The sequence below is a fragment of the Pedobacter arcticus A12 genome, from assembly GCF_000302595.1.
GTDB lineage: Bacteria > Bacteroidota > Bacteroidia > Sphingobacteriales > Sphingobacteriaceae > Pseudopedobacter > Pseudopedobacter arcticus.
Genome location: NZ_JH947127.1, coordinates 930,350 through 947,006, shown reverse-complemented (window position 1 = coordinate 947,006; position 16,657 = coordinate 930,350). Strand labels below are relative to the sequence as shown.

Annotated in this window: 15 protein-coding genes and 2 pseudogenes; 10 read left to right on the top strand and 7 right to left on the bottom strand. The window is 37.1% G+C overall.

The window, feature by feature from the left end; genetic code table 11:
• Positions 1-106: 106 nt before the first annotated feature.
• Positions 107-2,398, bottom strand: coding sequence for a glycosyl hydrolase family 95 catalytic domain-containing protein (locus B176_RS20415; protein WP_017259811.1), 2,292 nt, complete (start codon positions 2,396-2,398; stop codon positions 107-109).
• 986 nt (positions 2,399-3,384) lie between these two features.
• Here B176_RS20415 and B176_RS21610 point away from each other — a divergent pair.
• The 4 genes from B176_RS21610 (at position 3,385) to B176_RS0115825 (ending at position 6,564) form a co-directional block, all read left to right on the top strand.
• Positions 3,385-3,789: a transposase DNA-binding-containing protein gene (locus B176_RS21610; protein ID WP_017259809.1), complete on the top strand. Its 405-nt coding sequence runs from the start codon at positions 3,385-3,387 to the stop codon at positions 3,787-3,789.
• Positions 3,790-3,806: 17 nt separating this feature from the next.
• Entirely contained in the window at positions 3,807-4,103 is a 297-nt protein-coding gene (locus B176_RS21050) for a hypothetical protein (RefSeq protein ID WP_154648004.1), read from the top strand.
• Positions 4,104-4,338: 235 nt separating this feature from the next.
• Positions 4,339-5,499, top strand: coding sequence for a Fic family protein (locus B176_RS0115830; protein ID WP_017259808.1), 1,161 nt, complete (start codon positions 4,339-4,341; stop codon positions 5,497-5,499).
• A gap of 594 nt (positions 5,500-6,093) precedes the next feature.
• Positions 6,094-6,564, top strand: a complete 471-nt coding sequence (locus tag B176_RS0115825) for a JAB domain-containing protein (RefSeq protein WP_017259807.1) — start codon at positions 6,094-6,096, stop codon at positions 6,562-6,564.
• 71 nt (positions 6,565-6,635) lie between these two features.
• On the opposite strand, the gene B176_RS0115820 is transcribed toward B176_RS0115825, so the two are convergent.
• The 3 genes from B176_RS0115820 to B176_RS0115810 form a co-directional block, all read right to left on the bottom strand.
• Positions 6,636-6,809, bottom strand: coding sequence for a hypothetical protein (locus tag B176_RS0115820; protein ID WP_017259806.1), 174 nt, complete (start codon positions 6,807-6,809; stop codon positions 6,636-6,638).
• Between the two features lie 224 nt (positions 6,810-7,033).
• Positions 7,034-7,990, bottom strand: a complete 957-nt coding sequence (locus tag B176_RS0115815) for a nucleotidyl transferase AbiEii/AbiGii toxin family protein (protein ID WP_017259805.1) — start codon at positions 7,988-7,990, stop codon at positions 7,034-7,036.
• Positions 7,980-8,579 carry a DUF6088 family protein gene (locus B176_RS0115810; protein WP_017259804.1) on the bottom strand — a complete coding sequence of 200 codons (600 nt, stop codon included), beginning with the start codon at positions 8,577-8,579 and terminating at the stop codon, positions 7,980-7,982. Before B176_RS0115810 ends, B176_RS0115815 begins: the two co-directional genes overlap by 11 nt.
• 436 nt (positions 8,580-9,015) lie before the next feature.
• On the opposite strand from B176_RS0115810, the pseudogene thyA reads away from it, so the two are divergent.
• Positions 9,016-9,445, top strand: a pseudogene (thyA, locus tag B176_RS19750) (thymidylate synthase); the annotation flags it as partial.
• A gap of 30 nt (positions 9,446-9,475) precedes the next feature.
• On the opposite strand, the gene B176_RS21605 reads toward thyA, so the two are convergent.
• Together B176_RS21605 and B176_RS20755 are read right to left on the bottom strand one after the other, a co-directional pair.
• On the bottom strand, positions 9,476-9,655 hold the full coding sequence (locus B176_RS21605; RefSeq protein ID WP_394330190.1) for a nucleotidyl transferase AbiEii/AbiGii toxin family protein: 180 nt from the start codon (positions 9,653-9,655) through the stop codon (positions 9,476-9,478).
• A 92-nt stretch (positions 9,656-9,747) separates the two neighbouring features.
• Positions 9,748-10,374 (bottom strand): annotated as a pseudogene (locus B176_RS20755) (type IV toxin-antitoxin system AbiEi family antitoxin domain-containing protein).
• Positions 10,375-10,824: 450 nt separating this feature from the next.
• On the opposite strand from B176_RS20755, the gene B176_RS0115795 reads away from it, so the two are divergent.
• Together B176_RS0115795 and B176_RS0115790 are read left to right on the top strand one after the other, a co-directional pair.
• A complete protein-coding gene (locus B176_RS0115795) occupies positions 10,825-11,664 on the top strand; it encodes a glycoside hydrolase family 16 protein (RefSeq protein ID WP_237739843.1) in 840 nt (279 codons plus the stop codon).
• 130 nt (positions 11,665-11,794) lie between these two features.
• The gene (locus B176_RS0115790) at positions 11,795-13,003 is read left to right on the top strand and encodes a glycosyl hydrolase (RefSeq protein ID WP_083852728.1); all 1,209 of its coding nucleotides are present in this window, start codon (positions 11,795-11,797) and stop codon (positions 13,001-13,003) included.
• Positions 13,004-13,503: 500 nt separating this feature from the next.
• Here the strand turns inward: B176_RS0115790 and B176_RS0115785 are convergent, their stop codons facing one another.
• Positions 13,504-13,785: a hypothetical protein gene (locus B176_RS0115785; RefSeq protein WP_026063387.1), complete on the bottom strand. Its 282-nt coding sequence runs from the start codon at positions 13,783-13,785 to the stop codon at positions 13,504-13,506.
• A gap of 210 nt (positions 13,786-13,995) precedes the next feature.
• Between B176_RS0115785 and B176_RS0115780 the strand changes: the two genes are divergently transcribed.
• From B176_RS0115780 to B176_RS0115770, 3 genes are all read left to right on the top strand, one after another.
• Entirely contained in the window at positions 13,996-14,874 is an 879-nt protein-coding gene (locus B176_RS0115780; RefSeq protein WP_017259797.1) for a toprim domain-containing protein, read from the top strand.
• A gap of 140 nt (positions 14,875-15,014) precedes the next feature.
• On the top strand, positions 15,015-15,407 hold the full coding sequence (locus B176_RS0115775; protein ID WP_017259796.1) for a plasmid mobilization protein: 393 nt from the start codon (positions 15,015-15,017) through the stop codon (positions 15,405-15,407).
• Positions 15,395-16,648 (top strand): relaxase/mobilization nuclease domain-containing protein, encoded by a 1,254-nt coding sequence (locus B176_RS0115770; RefSeq protein ID WP_026063386.1) that lies wholly within the window; start codon positions 15,395-15,397, stop codon positions 16,646-16,648. Before B176_RS0115775 ends, B176_RS0115770 begins: the two co-directional genes overlap by 13 nt.
• The last annotated feature ends 9 nt before the right edge of the window (positions 16,649-16,657 follow it).

Sequence of the window (16,657 nt, the reverse complement as noted above, 5' to 3'; positions counted from 1 at the left end):
TTTTTTCATATTTATGGTTATTAGATCAACAAAATATGAGTTCTAGAGATACTGCAGAAAAGTTTGTCGATTATTAGCTTGGCAATCCCTGCTTTTCCAAGAAAAATTATTTGGCTTCGTAAAAATCGAATACCTGAAAATCTTGATTTTTCTTTAACTGCTGACCTTTTTTTACACCATAAAATTGATGCTCATACATTGGGTTGTTAGACGGAACAATAGCTGTTTCGGTATATTTGTCGCGTTTAAAGAAAATGGTTTCGCCAGCGCCTAAGGTGATAGCGGTTTCGGTTGGCGAAGTGGTTTTGCTGGTGTATTTTCCAGTGGCTTCAATTACTTTACAATTGGCCAACTGGCTGTTTTTCAGTATAAATGGATTACCACTGGTGCTTTTTACCGCAATCCATTGTACTTGTCCATTTTGGATAACTGAACTCACTTCGTAGGCACCTTCGGCCAATAAATTATGGAACGAAGCATTTTTCCAACTGGTAGGAAGCGCTGGAAAAACACGGATTTTACCCCCCCAGCTTTGCAAAAGTATTTCGTTTACTGATGCGGCTCCGCTTAAGGGCGTTTCAATAACTTCGTTTTTTCCACCACTCTCGGTGTAAAATGTATTAGCGTAAAATTGGCCTATAGCTGGTGCACCGTTTAATAAATTTAAAAGCTGTTTAAGAGCATCATCGCCACGACCCAAGGCAGCATTTAATGACGATGCGCCAGTAAACGAATAACCAGCCAAAGCTTTCCCGTTTTCAATGCTGAGCCAATGGTTTACCGATTTATCGATAAGCAAACTGTCTTTCGGATTATCGGGTTGCATTACAAAAAGTGGATAAAGCCCCACCAAGTGCGAATAATGGCGGTGCGATGCGGCTACACTTTGGTTGGTACTTATCATCAATCCATTTTGGTCGGTTGGGTAATCCATCAACTGGCTCAATATTTTTTTCCATTCGACAACTCCCGATGACTTGATGTTTGCAGGTTCACAAACATTAATAAGCGTGTTTAACAACCATCTCAAATTTGCAAAGTTGTAGTTGTTGTTAGGGAAATTGGTTGAGCCATTATACTCTGGCGAGCGCATTGGCTTAAGGCCAATTTTGTTGTTTTCGGCCGTCATCATCGTTTTATACTCTTCGTAAACGGCAATGGCTTTGGGTAACCAGCGTTGTTGCAAGCCTTTTTGGTCGTTGGCATAGGCCAATTGTCGCCAATAATTGTGCATTGTCCAACACAAATCGCCTAAACGTACTCCGCCGTATTTTTTGATTAGGGTTTTGAAATTTTCGTCGACAATGTCCATCATATTTTCGCCCAACTCTAAATGATTGCTGGTGTAAACGGGGTAGTAGGTGAGCTGGATATTGAGGTTCCACCACATACCCGGCCATTGCGAGGTTTTATAGTATGGACCAAATAAATCAACTGCTGGTCCGCCAGGTCTAGAGGCGGTAGCCATTTTATATAATTGTATCCAATAGAAATCTTCTATTTGTGCGTTTGGCAACGCAATGTAAGATTTTGGGTAAAAGGTGTGCCACCAATTTTGATGCGCTTTAAGCACAACTGGTAAGGTGCGCTTTTCTGTTTGCGCAATGATTTTAATGGCCAACGGTACCGATGCACCTGCTTGAGGTACTTCGTTAGCGGTAGAAATGTACATTAATCCGCTAGTTGGCGTAGTTTTTACCTCTTTATATACCGTGGCATAATCGCCACCAGCGGTTAGGGTTTGCTTGCAGACGTTATAGCCATTTTTGCGGCTACGTTCAGGCGCATCGTTACCCACGTAGGTTTTACTTTGTTTATCGTCTAAACGGGTTAAAGCCCTTGGCGACCACGCCCTGCCTGGAGCAAACTTCCATTGGTATTTTCCAGTGAATTTGGAATCTTGCGTTACCTCAATTAACTGCACATCGGCATCTCGTGGCGTGAGCGCTCTGAAGCTAATGACACCGGCTTCTGTAAGTAGCTGGCCACGTATTTCGGCATTCCAAATATCTTGCGTAATCGTTCCGGAAATTATTTTGGCACCAAGTTTTAGCAAGAGTTTGCCAACGGGCAGTCGGCAATAATCGTATATTACGTTAGCGTCAGGCGTATTTAATGAAGTTTTACTGTTGGGGTCTTTACGGTGATCGGTTACGTCGCTGCGGCCAATACTAAAAACCACGGCGCTATCTTTTTGGGAGATGTACACCATCATTCCCAATTGTCCGTTGCCAGTAAATGCGCCCTCGTTCCATTGCAAGGGCAAATCTTCCCAAACGAGATTGTGCTTGCTGATCTCTTTTCCCCAATTTAGTGTGTTTTTAATAACTGGTTTTTGGGCGTATGCTCCGATGCTGACAAATAGGGTAGCTAGTAAAAATGATGTATGTTTTTTCATGCCTTTTTAGGAATAATTTTTTATACTAAGTTAAGGGATGGCTAAAAAAAAATAGTTAAGAAATGTGTTTTTCTATTGCAGTTTTGTTGAAAAAGGTTCGTAATGTTTATCTCTTTACCAGAATCAAGTTGAATGATTCGTTGTCTGGAGCAACTCCATGTAATTTTTGTCTGGGGTCAAATTTTCCTTTCCTTCAATCAACTCTAAATCTAATTTTTTTTGTATAAATGCTAGTTATTTCAAATATCCTGTAGAGGTGTTCCAGAATCAATTTTGCCTTTTTTAGTAAAAATATTCCTACTGGAATGAAGCCATCAACATCGTAGCCATTTTGGCGGTTTTACGTCTTTTGAAATTGAATGCGTTGTTGTTTGCCCCGTAGAGCTTACGCATTCATCATTCATTCTTGCCTATTACCCATCGGCGAAATCATTGAAAATATAGCGTTCATCATAATTCACATCAAAAGCCTCCAACGTTTTTACATATTCTTTCCTGAATTTTCTTTTTGATGATGTTCTTGCTGTTTAGCAAAATACTTTACTACGTTGTCAATTTGTGATTTTGCGTTGCTAAATGCGCCATAATCTTCTTTTATTAGGAAAAAACGGGAGTAAAATTAATAAACAAGAAATTGTTGACGAGTTGCCAGATGTAGTAATCCTTTTTTTCTAGGTTCATATTACGAAGCGTTTATTTTTCTGTTAGAAAACCCACATTACGAGTGCCAAAAAATGAACGAAATGATACCCATCATCAACCGAGTAAATAACGTAATGCAACAGTTTATTTAAAGTGATTTGGGCATTTAACACGCTCATATGCCACAAGGCATTAGCCACGGGCCGGTATCCGCTTCAATCGTTAATGCACCTTGCAAAATAGAAAACAAAGCTATCTCTAACCGACCGAAAAATACGATAGCAAATTGTCCCCCTCTGGAGCTATCGTGTGGACACAATTAATATTTTTAGATTTGGTTGTAGATGCAAAAGAGAGAATTTACTAATCTGGAAGATATTCGATTATTATCTAGAGGGAATAAGATATTAAGTGATTTATTCAGCACAAGCGTACACTCTATCCGCCAATTGACCGACAGCGATTCTTCAGCGAAAGGTTTCTATCGGTTTCTCCAGAATGATCGGGTAAGTGAAGAAGCTATTATTGAGAACATATTGATTAATTGCCAGTCTGCGTGTAGGGGTAAATACGTTGTATGCCTTCATGACACTACAGAAATCGATCTTTCTAGCCATCAAAAGAGAATAAAAAGGATAGTCATATCGGCACCACCAATGCCTCGAGCGAGAAAGGGCTTGGATTTTCCCTTCATCCGAGTCTTGTCGTTGATGCCCTTAGCTGTGTTCCTTACGGTTATTCAGATGTAAAAGTCTGGAATCGTCCGTTGAAACTGAGTTCAAAGTTTGAGAAGAAATATAACTCCTTACCTATTTCTGAAAAAGAATCCTACAAATGGATTGAAGTTTCCAGAAACACAAAATCAGCGCTTGAGTCAGTAGCAGAAGGAATCATTATCGTACAGGACAGAAGAACAGAAAGAAAAAGTAAAAGCTCAAATGCAAGCATCAGAAGAAACGTTCCAGTCCTTGTTGCAACAGGTATTTGCCTAACGTCATCGATCCGCTGGCGGACGAGGAGGAATCTGCAAGCGACAGAGGTTGAACCCTTGTTTAACTACTGACCTAAAAGTTTTTTTACATTGCAATCTTTAAGTTTTATTATAGTTAAGTATTATTAAGGGTTGTTAAGTATTGTTAATTGTTATTATGTGGATTTGTTAATTGTTCGTATTATATTTCAGATGTTATATATCTAATTATCAATTGATAACAATTAAAAATTGTTAATTGTTGAATTTGCATTTGTTAATTGTTTGTCGCATTTTTGGAGAAATCTGTAAATAAAACTTTACACTTATGTCAGCTCCTATCTTTAAACATCAAGACTTAAAACTTGTACAGCCATCGTTTGATTCTAAACTCACAGACTTAATTATCGAACTGGATTATCTTCGTAAAAAAACCTTACAGGGTTCTACACATCCGCAGGTGTTTTTTCAACTAAAACACATTTTCCATTTATTAGAAAGTATAGAATCTGCCCGTATAGAAGGCAATAATACCACCATTGCAGAGTATATCGAAACCAAAGTAGATACCCAAACTAAAACCAATTCGGGCATTCAAGAAATCCAAAATATAGAAAACGCTATGCTTTTTATAGAAGAGCATATTCAGGATACGGTAATCAATAGCAAATTCATCAGCGAACTGCACCAAATGGTAGTAGATGGTTTATCGGAAAAAGAAGAAGGCGATAAAACTCCGGGTAATTACCGTAAAAACAATTTAATCATTGCTAAGTCGTCCCATCTTCCACCAGATTGGATAATGGTAGATAACTATATGCGAGAACTCTTTGATTTCATTAATTACGATCATGGCTCAAAATACGATTTACTAAAAGCAGCGCTGGCGCATCATCGTTTTGTTTGGATACACCCATTTGGTAATGGCAACGGCAGAACGGTGCGCGTTTTTACTTATGCCATGCTGGTAAAAGCAGGCTTTAACGTAAATGTTGGTCGCATTATAAACCCAACCGCAGTTTTTTGTAGCAGCAGAAAAGATTATTACGATAATTTAGCCCACGCAGATACCGGAACAGAAGAAGGAATGCTGATTTGGGTAGAGTATGTTTTAAAAGGTTTAAAAGAAGAAATTGAAAAAATCGATAAGCTTTTAGATTATCAGTATCTCCGTAAAGAAATATTAAATCCCGCAATTACTTATGCTTTAGCACAAAAATACATCAACAGCACCGAATCACAGATTTTAAAAAAGGTAGTAGAAAAACAGGTAATACAAGCTGCCGATGTAAAAGAGTTTTTTGTGGATAAAGCCAATACAGAAATCTCCCGACAGATTAAGAAACTGATAGAGAAAAAGATGTTAAGTCCAGAGAACAAGGGCTCCCGTAAATACGTACTCCGTTTTGATAACAATTACCTGTTGCGGGCAATCATCAAGCAACTCGGCGATAAAGGCTTTTTACCTATAAAAGATGAAGTAATTTAGCAGAAAGCTAAGCGAGTTTTTAAAACCTAAATCTAAGTCCGACTATTTTCTTGAATATACACACTCCAGTTTTAAGTAGGAGCTTTCATTACCGATAAATTCGCCCTTGGCCTTTGCGGTACAGATGAAAGATTAAAAGCACTTCCGTTGTAGCAAAGGGCGCAGTCCAAGTTTTTTGGCTTTTTAACAAAAAAAATAAGCTGTAGTACCAATTCCGAATGTTGTCCAAGAGATGTTTTCCATAAGTTTCAAACTTTAAATGTTTTAGCGATTTGTTGAAACAAAGGTGGCCAGGATTCGAGAGCCGTCGGGATACAGGTTTTTTCTTGCATCCCAGTACCCTATGAAAATCAGATAGTTAAAGATTGTTTAGGCAGTACGAACCAAAGTATTTCGAGAATTATTCATCAATTACGCTACAAATTTAGCTCGCATAGCCGACACAGGTTCGCTTCGCAAGGGTCGTATTTAAAAAATGGGTATCCACCTAAGGGCGGAGCCTCCGCGTTTTTGAAATCTCCACCCTCCTTTTGTCTGCTATGCGAGCTGTCGATGCACCATAATTCATTCAATAACATTTAGAATTTAATTATTATGGAAGCTAGCATCAATCAATCAGCATTTCAAGTAGCAGAGATCAGTATCAGTTACAGTTCAAAAATCAAAAATTCTGAAAGACCTAAATTAAATTCCTCCAGAGAGGTGTTTAAAGTTTTTTCAGAAACCTGGAATACAGATACGATTGAATTGTATGAACAATTTAAAGTCTTACTATTGAATAGAGCAAACAGAGTGATAGGATTGTTTGAAGTTTCTTCTGGAGGAGTTTCAGGAACCATCGCAGACCCTAAATTGATTTTCGGAACGGCATTAAAAGCTTGTGCAAGTGCAATTATATTAGCGCATAATCATCCATCCGGAAACTTGAAACCTAGTCAAGCAGATATAAGTTTAACCAAGAAAATTAAAGAAGGAGGGAAGTTGTTGGATATTGATGTTTTGGATCATCTGATTATTACGCCAGAAGGTTACTATTCCTTTGGAGACGAAGGAATGCTGTTTTAGAAAAGCATTTAAAAAACAAACCCCGACTGATTTGTGAGCCAGTCGGGGTTCCCTAATCCTTGCTTTTTAAATTATCCGTTTTTCTTAGCAGTAACTTCGTTGCGGATGTCCTGCGCCAATACTTTTGCTTGTTGCATCGCATTTCTTAAACGTGTACCTGCTGCTTTGTTTCCTTTGTCAAAAAAAGCAGTTGCCTCTGCTTCTGCACCTTCAATTAAGGTTTTCAATTCTTTAAATTTATCCATGTTGTTTTTTAATTGTTTGAACTAAGGTATTAATTTTTGATGTTTTTTAAACAAATAAAAAATTCATCATTTGTTATATTATATTGCTCTCCCCGAGGCCATGTTTTTCATAGGTAGATGTAGGGTTGAACTCAGGTTCAACGCTTGTTTTTGTCGTTGTAATTTAAATTTCTAATGACTATTCAAAACAACATACTATATTTATAAACAATGTTCTGTTTGATTTAAAGCATGTTGATGTGCTCTCTTATTCTCGCCAATAAATCCTCAAAATTTGGCTGACCTTTATAGTATAAACCTGATGTTTCTTGGTAGCGTTTTTTAAAATCATTTGTTAATACTTCTGAATGAAGTAAGAAAGCTTCATTTTCTGAAATAGGGATTTCAAGATCAATTTTCGGAAATCTTTCTGTTTTATGGGCATGGTATTCACCTGTACCTATGAAATTTAAAACTTTCTGATTACCTAAAAGACAATAAACATCATAATATTGCCTCATAAAATTGGGACGATTTTTTTCACCGCTTTGTTCCTGACGAAATTTAGTAGCAATGGTCTGAAGTTTTTCTACAAATGTATAACCCGGATGATAGCAAGTAATATCAATAGCTCTATTGTCAATTATCGCTATTGAGTTCGTCTCTTTTGCCTTGTCGTAAGCCCACGAGCTAATGGTCAATTTTGTATTAGGAGTGACTGTGTCAAATCCTGCTTCTAATAAAATCCCTTGTTTTACTCCTTCAATATGATCGGTTAAACTCTTAAAATGAAGCCTTATTCCTCCACTTCGATAGTATTTTGTGTCATCAAAAGCATGGTCTCTTTCAATAGAAATTATACCGTCAAAAGAAATCGTTTCTGCAAGCCAATCGTAAAACTTACGTCTCGCTTCAATGTTATTTGGCTTATTGTTTTTTGGATTTTCATTGATACCAAAATTTACTGGAGGTTTGATATGAATATCAATGTCTTCTGAAAATCGGTCAATAATACCGTATCCTTTAGAAAGCGAAGTTCCACCCTTTAATTCAAAATCAAAACCTTGAGATTTTAATCCATATAAAACATGCATTATCCAATAGTCTTTCTCTACCAAATTAGCATTAATTCCAGTTTCATCTTCAATGATGCTGAGTAGTGCAGAAAAATCTTTATGATGATGAAGGTAATTAGTGGACATGGTGCTGCGTTTCTGATTGGTTCACTAAAGGCAACAATAACTTTTTTGTTCTTACAGTGCCGTATTCTTTAACAGATGCTTTTAATTTTTTCACGTCCATTGATCTGATTTTGGTTGGAAGTTTTTTCCATACTTCTTCTTGGTCTTCAGCAAGTTTATTTAAATTATTCACTAAATCAACTAACAGAAATTCTTGAGTCATCTTCTTAGGAAAATGAGGCTTTATGCAGAAAAGGAATTTTCTATTACCTAATTTGAATTCACCATGGCGTTTATGATTATACACCGTTCTGGTATTGTAGAGCTGCGTGGTTCCTAAACCTAAACTATTATAGGCATTCGGAGAGGTCAATAAAAAGCGGTCGTCTTTAAGAAAGCTCCGTACCAATGCATCTTCTTCGGGTGGGGTTGTACCGAATACTGATTCTTTGGGATAATAGTACAATCCCTGAGATAATTTCTGAAATGTTCCATCCTCAACAAGGGCATCAAGATGCCTATCCACTGATTTAGACCATTGGGTTAAATCAGTACGGCGATATACTTCACCTCGTTTAAGATGTCTTTTAAGTTCGTTCAGCTTTGTCATTACTCTGGTGCTTTATCCGTAAAGGTAGCGCAATTCAATATTAAATGCAAGTAATTTTATTTAAAATTCATGCAAAAATAGGATTTAACTGTTAATTTACAGGCGTTTGTTTAAATAGAAAATATATTTATTTGTAAAGGTCTCTTGTTTTTTTTCTTCAAATCAAAGTACTCATGCGGGTAATCAAACTGCTTGTGTTTTTTAAATCCGCATATAAATCAAGTTTTTAAAAAACGAACTTCAGCACATCTTAAATTGTGTTGAGTGAGAGGCTTATTAACACGACTATAATGCGTTTTCACAACTGTGTTGTGGTGTGTGAATTATCCATTATTAAATTATATCACAACAGCTCGAATGTTGTATTTTAAATTACTTCAAATTATTTATTGTTTAATTTTAAAACTCACCTATTTTGACAAGATTTTTTAAAACCATGAATCAATACGAAGAGCTACTTAAACATGTTAAAGAAAACGGCATAGAAAAAGCGGATCGTACGGGAACCGGAACGATAAGTATATTTGGCTAACAAATGCGTTTTAATCTTAAAGAGGGATTTCCTTTAGTTACCACTAAAAAGATGCATTTGAAATCAATCATTCATGAGCTTTCGTGGTTTTTGAAGGGTTCCTTTAATATTTCTTATTTGAAGGGAAATGGAGTTTCGATTTGGGATGAGTGGGGCAGATGGAAATAGCGAATTAGGTCCCGTTTATGGCACCCAATGGCGGAATTGGCCAGCGCCAGATGAGAAAGATATCGATCAAATAGAAAACATTATTAGGACTATAAAGAACAGTCCTGATGCAAGGCGAATTATTATTAGTGTTTGGAACGTGGCAGAAGTTGATCAAATGGCATTACTGTTTCTGTTTACGGATAGGCTTATCTCCCTAAAAAGACAAGACCTCACGAAGCTTGTCCATAATGGGACCGAATGGCTCAGCTGTAATTTGTACTAAATCTATATCTTCAGAATATCTTGCTGCGGGGGAAAGATATAACTTATGTAAGGCGGTTCCGCCTCTAAATGCCAATCGTTCTTTTAAATAGTCATTGCTATAAATGGCCATCAAAGCTCGTTCAATAACTAAATCCTGTTCTACCTGAAAATCTTCCTGCCAAGGAGCTTTTTTGCGCCATGCTGTTATATATGCCTGTGGAATCATAAATCTGTTTCTATATCTATATTTTGCACAACCTTCCAGTCGTTGCCGGTAATCATCTCTCGTCTTTCTTTTTGTGGTCTCAATAATACCGGAAAATAGTTCACTGTTTTTAAGTGTTCTTTTATGGGGTCGCTTAAATCTCGCCTGTTTAAAATTATTTCCAGAAGAAATCCTAACCGTTGAACCGCAGTGATAGGAACGTACCGTTTAGCGGCATCAAGCATTTTTTCAGGGTTTATACTTTCACAAAGTTCTTCGAGAACTGTCGCTACTCTATTTAAACCACCAGCCTGATCAAAATAATTTACCAGATCTAGTGCAGTTAATTCCGCTGATGAAGCGTTTATGTAGCCTGTGTCAACTTTTTTTTGAACTATGTCGCCTTTAGCCTAGTCCTTTTTTATGTAAAAGTTGATTTTTAGGTTATCGCTACTGATATTTCTTAAACTTGGTTTCATGGTAATGACGCAGAAAGATTGGGGTTGCTGGTGAGCAGCGCCATAATAGCTTGCTGCATTGAGCAAGCCTACGTAATAATCTTTCTCTAAAAATTTCATCAATTCCGAAATAAATAAAGAGGGGGGAAGGATACCTTTACTTCGGTATTCTGGAGTGACGATCACATAAAACTCGTTTCTTACTAAGGCAATCGCTTTCTTCTTTTTTAATCTTTGTAACGCTTTCTTAATGGCCTCGTCCGATTGCTCAAACTGGTTTCTTACCTCTGCTAAGGTAAAGGAATACTTTCCCTCCGAACGTAGTTCGTTGATGAATTGATCCAAATAGCCATAAGTAATACCTATTTAAGTTTTTGCTTGCGAGAAGGGATGTAATTCATCCCCCTTTTGCTGATGTAAACTTAGTAATAATTCTATTTAGAATTTATCTTTTAACGATAATATTAACGCAAGCTCATATTAATCAGTGACAAGAATAGTGATGTGGGCGTTTTAACAGGCTTTTACACTGTATCTTTTTTTGTCATCCTGAGCGGAGTCGAAGGACAAAAAAAAGATTCTGTGATAAGTTGCAAGCTTCTTGTAATTATTTCATTGCTTATATCAAGTTCTCTTTTGCCTAAAAGTCAACCGAGAAATGTCAGTAATAAGGTAATTGTCAGAAGTGATTCAGCTGAGCTTAAAGCAAAGGATTTTACTTTAATTTGGTCTGATGAGTTTGATAAAGATGGGTCTCCTGATACTACAAGCTGGAGTTTTGAGAAAGGATTTGTTCGGAATACAGAAGCACAGTGGTATCAGCAAGAAAACGCTACATGTTTAGATGGAAATTTGGTAATTAGTGCAAAAAAGGAACGAAAAGCAAATCCGGAGTATGTGTTGGACAGTAAAAACTGGCGGTACAACAGAAAATACATTGAATATACTTCCGCAAGTTTAAAGCAAAAAAAGACTTTCGCCTTTAAATACGGACGAGTATTGGTAAGGGCGAAAATTATTGCTTCCCAAGGTTTATGGCCTGCTATCTGGACTTTGGGTGTATCAGGAATATGGCCTTATAATGGGGAGTGCGATATAATGGAATATTATAAAGGAGGCTTACATGCCAATTTTGCTCACGGAAGTTTAAATCCAGAAAAACCCATCTGGAATGGTGCATTCAAAAAAATGGAGTCTTTTGATAACACAAATTGGGATCAAGATTTTCATATCTGGCGTTTAGATTGGTGCCAAGAAAGCATGGAGATTTATGTGGATGATCTTTTATTGAATAGCGTTAAATTATCAGAAATGCATAACTTAACCAACGGCAGTAATCCGTTTCAGCAACCTCATTATTTGCTTTTAAATTTAGCTTTAGGTGGCGATAACGGTGGGGATTTATCCAAAACGCATTTCCCGTCAAAGTACCTTGTTGATTATGTGAGGGTTTACCAGGTTAAAACCGACCAATAAAAACCCTGACCAGATTTACCCCCCAATCTGACAAGAAATACACCATTAAAAGTACTTATAAGTTCTGATATTTATCATGCTGTTTCTAGCGTATAAACCATTGTGAATTACTTTTATTAAAGGAATAAAAATGAAGACATCAAAAATGAATATTTTAGTAACCCTAGCTTTTAGCTTTGTTTTTTTTGCTTGTAGCAAAAAAGACAACAACACTCAGCCAAACTTAGCTGTACCTCCGCCGGCAGTTACGCCACCAACGGGTTCGGCAGGTGAAACAGGGTTTACAATTTCTCAGGGCTTAAGCCAGGCCAGCCCGAAAGTAGATCTGGACACTACTTATATATACACAAATTCTACTCAAAGTGTAGCTTATTACAAGCCTTTACCAGCTGGTTACAATGATAACATTAAATCGTTTATTTTGCCAAAGGGCTACATGGTAACTTTTGCTGAAAACCAAAACGGTACGGGTGAATCCATATGTTATGTTGCGGCAGTAAGTGCTGTAAAAGAGAATTTACCGAGCAGGCTTTCAGGTAAAGTTTCATTTGTTAGATTTTCGCCAATTAAATATACTACCAAAAAAGGTTTAGGACAACAAGATGCAACCGTTATTGGTACTTTAAATGGTTCATGGTATTACAACTGGGGATTGAGCGCCACCTCCACAAATACAAAAACTTATGTGCCCATGACTTGGGGGAAAGGCGGAGCAAGTGCAACGAACGTTGCAACGTTTATTGATAGAAAAGATATTGATCATGTTTTAACATTTAACGAGCCCGATAATTCTACCCAATCCAACATTGCTAATATAGATACCGCTGTGGCAAGATATAAGTTGCTATTACAAACCGGCTTAAGAATGTGCTCACCTGCTGTAGAACAAAATAGTTCAAGCGGAAACGGCAAATGGCTTCCTGATTTTATGACTGCGGCTAAAGCACAAAATGTCCGGGTTGATATTATTGCACTGCATTGGTATGATTGGGGAAACCAAACAGAACAAAAGGCAACGCCTCAGCTTACCGCAGAAGCTGCTTTCGGAAGATTTAAAAATTATGTAGAGAAGCTTCATGGAGTTTATCCAGATCATAATTTATGGTTTACCGAGTTTAACTGTAACCCGGCAAGAAGTGAAGATGTGCATAAGATATTTATGAAGCTTGCTGCTAATTATCTTAACCAACTTCCCTATGTTGAGCGGTATGCTTATTTTTTTCCAGCAGGGCTTGCGCCAACTACAGGAGCACCAAATTATACGCTCACAGCATTAGGTCAAGCGTGGAATGATATAGCTGCGCCACCAGCATATACTTATAATATTATACCTAAGTAAGATATACGTTAAGAGTTTATTTTTTACCAGTTTTTTATTAGAGAGGCTGAGTTCGAGGATAGTAAACGAACTCAGTTTTTTCTTTTATAGTTAAAATTTGAAGCTGTGACTTTATCAGTTATTGTTGCAGTCTTCCTTAAATGGCTTATAAATTAAGACCCAGTTTTTAGTAAAAAAAATATAAATAAATGAAGCGTATAAAAGCAGTTTTACTTATTGTGTGTCTAATCTTTACATTAACGCTTCAGGCAAAGGAGTACCATGTAGCTAAAACAGGGTATGGCTTTAATAATGGAAGTAGAAGCTCCCATTAAAACTATTCCAAAAGCAGCTAATTGCTCAGCCCGGAGATGTTATAACTGTACATACAGGGGTGTATCGGTAGTGGGTAAATCATAGGGCAAAAAAACGATGCCGTTTCAATCCTTAACGCACTCTGCTATCTTTAAAACTGTTGAACTTTACTTTTAAACTGCCATACTAAGTTTAAACTGGAAAATCTAATTTTTTCGAAGCTTGGCTAAACGCTCGTCCAGCTCAAATAAGTTTGCTTTCTCCAAGCAAGTCTTCAACATTTCCTGTAGCTCGTTACTGCTTTCCGCACCAGCAATTGTCGCGAACTCCGAAGCCTGATTACCAGACTCGGATAATCCCTTTTGGATAATTTGGCTAAGCAACAAAATCGATTTCCTCGAGATGCGTACATCAACTTTCACTGTCTCTTTCATTCCCGGGCTGCACAATAAAGTTTCGTACAGCTGATTCATTTCTACACTTTTCATAAACATGTTTTTTGATAGATACAAAGCTCCGAAAGAACGTTCATTTTGTCCTATCTAAAATATGGACAGGATGATCTAGCTTAAGGAACAATAACCCTAAAAGCGGAAAACTTTCAAAAGTATCCTGTCTAAAAAATGGACTGGTTCGTTTCAAAAGCATTACGCACCTAATTTTGTATCACAGAAGAATTTACCGAAAACAAGAAAAACATGAATTGTGAAAAAGCAAACGAAATGGATTTGGTCAACTATTTAAAGCAGTTAGGGCATGAACCAAAAAAAGTAAGAAGCAAAGATCACTGGTATCGTTCTCCGCTAAGAGAAGAATCAACAGCCTCATTCAAAGTCAATCAAAAACTAAACGTGTGGTACGATCACGGAACTGGCGAAGGCGGTAGCTTGGTAGATTTCGGGATCAAATATTTTGAATGTTCCGTAAGCGATTTTTTAGAGAAGCTGACCCTATCAGATTTCTCCATTACAAAGCATTTGCACAATACCCACGAAAGCGATTTGCCTACTGAAAACAAACTGCAGATAATAGCTGTCAATCCATTGATTTCCAAAAACCTAATCCGCTACTTAGAACGTAGAGGAATTGGCTTAGCGGTAGCCCAAAAATTCTGTCAAGAAGTTGAATACTCATTCGGAGACAAGAGCTATCATGCCATTGGTTTCAGGAACGATGATGGTGGCTATGAAATACGAGACCCATTTTACAAATACAGTAGCGTACCAAAAGCTGTCAGCACTTTTATAAATGGCTCAAAAAACGTAGCCGTTTTTGAAGGTTTTATGGATTATCTCAGCTACCTGAGTATTCCAAAACTCAAAACAGAAAACGCTGATTTTTTGGTTCTCAACGGCGCAAGTCTATTCGAGAGCGCAAAACCGTTTCTAGAAGTCCACGATAAAATAAATCTGTTTTTAGACAGAGACGCTACCGGAAAAAAGCTTACAGCCCATGCTTTGACACGCTCTAAAAAATACGAGGATAAAAGCAATCTTTTTGAGCCTTATAAAGACCTAAACGAATGGCTGATGTTGACAAAAGCTTCCAAGAATATTAAGACCAAGCTTAAACTATAGGGAAATTGATAGATCAGGGGAGTTTGCCCCGTTCCTGCAAACGGCAAGATGTCCGTTTGTGTCACAAACGCTTTTTTTAGGCGCCCTAACTCCGAAGTCGTGGGCGCTGGAAGCGATTAAAAAACCTAGAAAGGAAGAAGATGGAAAACGAGAAAAAACAAATAAGAAATCACTGGCTACACCTAAGGCTGTATGAGAGTGAGAGAACACAAATTAATAAAGCTTTTTTAAAAACAACACAAAGAAAATTCAGTGATTACGCTCGTAAGATTCTGTTAGGGAAACCTATGATTGCAACCTACAGAAACGCATCTATTGACGACTTAATGAACGAACTCATCAAGCTAAGAAAAGACCTCAATGGACTGGCAAACAATTTCAACCAAACCGTTCACAAGCTTCACACGTTAGACCATGGTTCTTCTTTAAAAGATCTACTTGTGCACTATGAAAATGAACGCAAAATACTGTTCGGAAAAGTTGGCGAAATGAGGGAAATAATGGACAAAATTGGAGCAGAATGGTTGCGGTAATCAAGTCTGGACGGTCTATATCACGGATCCTCAATTACAATGAAAATAAAGTAAAGCTGGGGGTTGCGAAATGTATTTTGGCTTCAAATTACCCGATGGATAAGGAAAATTTAAGTATTACACATAAGCTAAATCGACTCATAAATCAAGCTAAGTTAAACGAGAATGTGAAGACGAACAGCATCCATATTTCTTTGAATTTCGCTAAAGATGAGACTTTAGATGAAGACAAGTTGATTGCAATTGCGGAGGATTATATGAAAGCGATTGGCTTTGGAGAACAGCCGTTTTTGGTATATAAACATAACGATGCATCTCATCCACATATCCATATCGTGACCACTAAAATTCAAGCAGACGGATCACGGATCGACACCCAAAACATCGGAAAAAACAAAAGTGAACCAGCTCGAATTGCGATTGAAAAGAAATATAATTTGGTGGAAGCATCTAAACAAAACAAAAAAGAAAACACCATAAAACCAGCTGATATAATTGGAAATGGCGGGACGAAATTGGAGACTAAAAATGCCATAGCGAAAGTATTGAATGCAGTACTAACGAACTACAATTACACATCAATTCCAGAGCTGAATGCGGTACTGAAAAACTATCATGTTACTGCAGATAGAGGAAAAGAAACCTCAAGAGTTTACCAAAAAGATGGTCTCTATTATCGATTGTTAGATGCTGACGGGAACAAAGTATCTACACCAATTAAAGCCAGCTTGTTTTACCAAAATCCCGGATTAAAGTTCTTAGAGAAACGTTTTTTGGAGAATGAGAAATCAAGAAGACCGTACAGAAACTTATTAAAAAACAAGATTGATCATGCATTAAACTCAGGTATAAACTCAATAGACGAGTTAAAGGAAAAATTAGAACAGCAGAAAATTCAGCTCGTGTGCCGGACAAATCCTGAAGGTATAATTTACGGTTTAACTTATATCGACCATGAAAATAAGTATGTGTTTAACGGCAGCAAATTAGGCAAAGCCTATAGTGCAAAATCTATACAAGAAAGATTTCAAATTGAAACAAAGCAAAGCTTTAAGGAAACTAAAAAAGCCTTATTAGAAAGAAACGACTACTCAAAATCTGATAATTTTCAACCTTCAAATAATTTTCAAAATACATTTCTACAAGTATTGTTACAGGCTGAAAATGGTTATGAACCATTGCCATATCAATTAAAGAAATCAGGCAAAAAGAAAAGAAGAAAAAACACCACGCATTTATAAAATTCAAAT

Coding starts and splice junctions, on each gene's coding strand:
- B176_RS0115815 (WP_017259805.1), bottom strand. CDS start 7,990: ATGTCCACTAATTACCTTCATCATCATAAAGATTTTTCTGCACTACTC.
- B176_RS0115775 (WP_017259796.1), top strand. CDS start 15,015: ATGGAAAACGAGAAAAAACAAATAAGAAATCACTGGCTACACCTAAGG.
- B176_RS21610 (WP_017259809.1), top strand. CDS start 3,385: ATGCAAAAGAGAGAATTTACTAATCTGGAAGATATTCGATTATTATCT.
- B176_RS0115780 (WP_017259797.1), top strand. CDS start 13,996: ATGAATTGTGAAAAAGCAAACGAAATGGATTTGGTCAACTATTTAAAG.
- B176_RS21605 (WP_394330190.1), bottom strand. CDS start 9,655: ATGGCCATTTATAGCAATGACTATTTAAAAGAACGATTGGCATTTAGA.
- B176_RS0115830 (WP_017259808.1), top strand. CDS start 4,339: ATGTCAGCTCCTATCTTTAAACATCAAGACTTAAAACTTGTACAGCCA.
- B176_RS0115810 (WP_017259804.1), bottom strand. CDS start 8,579: ATGACAAAGCTGAACGAACTTAAAAGACATCTTAAACGAGGTGAAGTA.
- B176_RS0115770 (WP_026063386.1), top strand. CDS start 15,395: ATGGTTGCGGTAATCAAGTCTGGACGGTCTATATCACGGATCCTCAAT.
- B176_RS0115785 (WP_026063387.1), bottom strand. CDS start 13,785: ATGAAAAGTGTAGAAATGAATCAGCTGTACGAAACTTTATTGTGCAGC.
- B176_RS0115820 (WP_017259806.1), bottom strand. CDS start 6,809: ATGGATAAATTTAAAGAATTGAAAACCTTAATTGAAGGTGCAGAAGCA.
- B176_RS20415 (WP_017259811.1), bottom strand. CDS start 2,398: ATGAAAAAACATACATCATTTTTACTAGCTACCCTATTTGTCAGCATC.
- B176_RS0115790 (WP_083852728.1), top strand. CDS start 11,795: ATGAAGACATCAAAAATGAATATTTTAGTAACCCTAGCTTTTAGCTTT.
- B176_RS0115825 (WP_017259807.1), top strand. CDS start 6,094: ATGGAAGCTAGCATCAATCAATCAGCATTTCAAGTAGCAGAGATCAGT.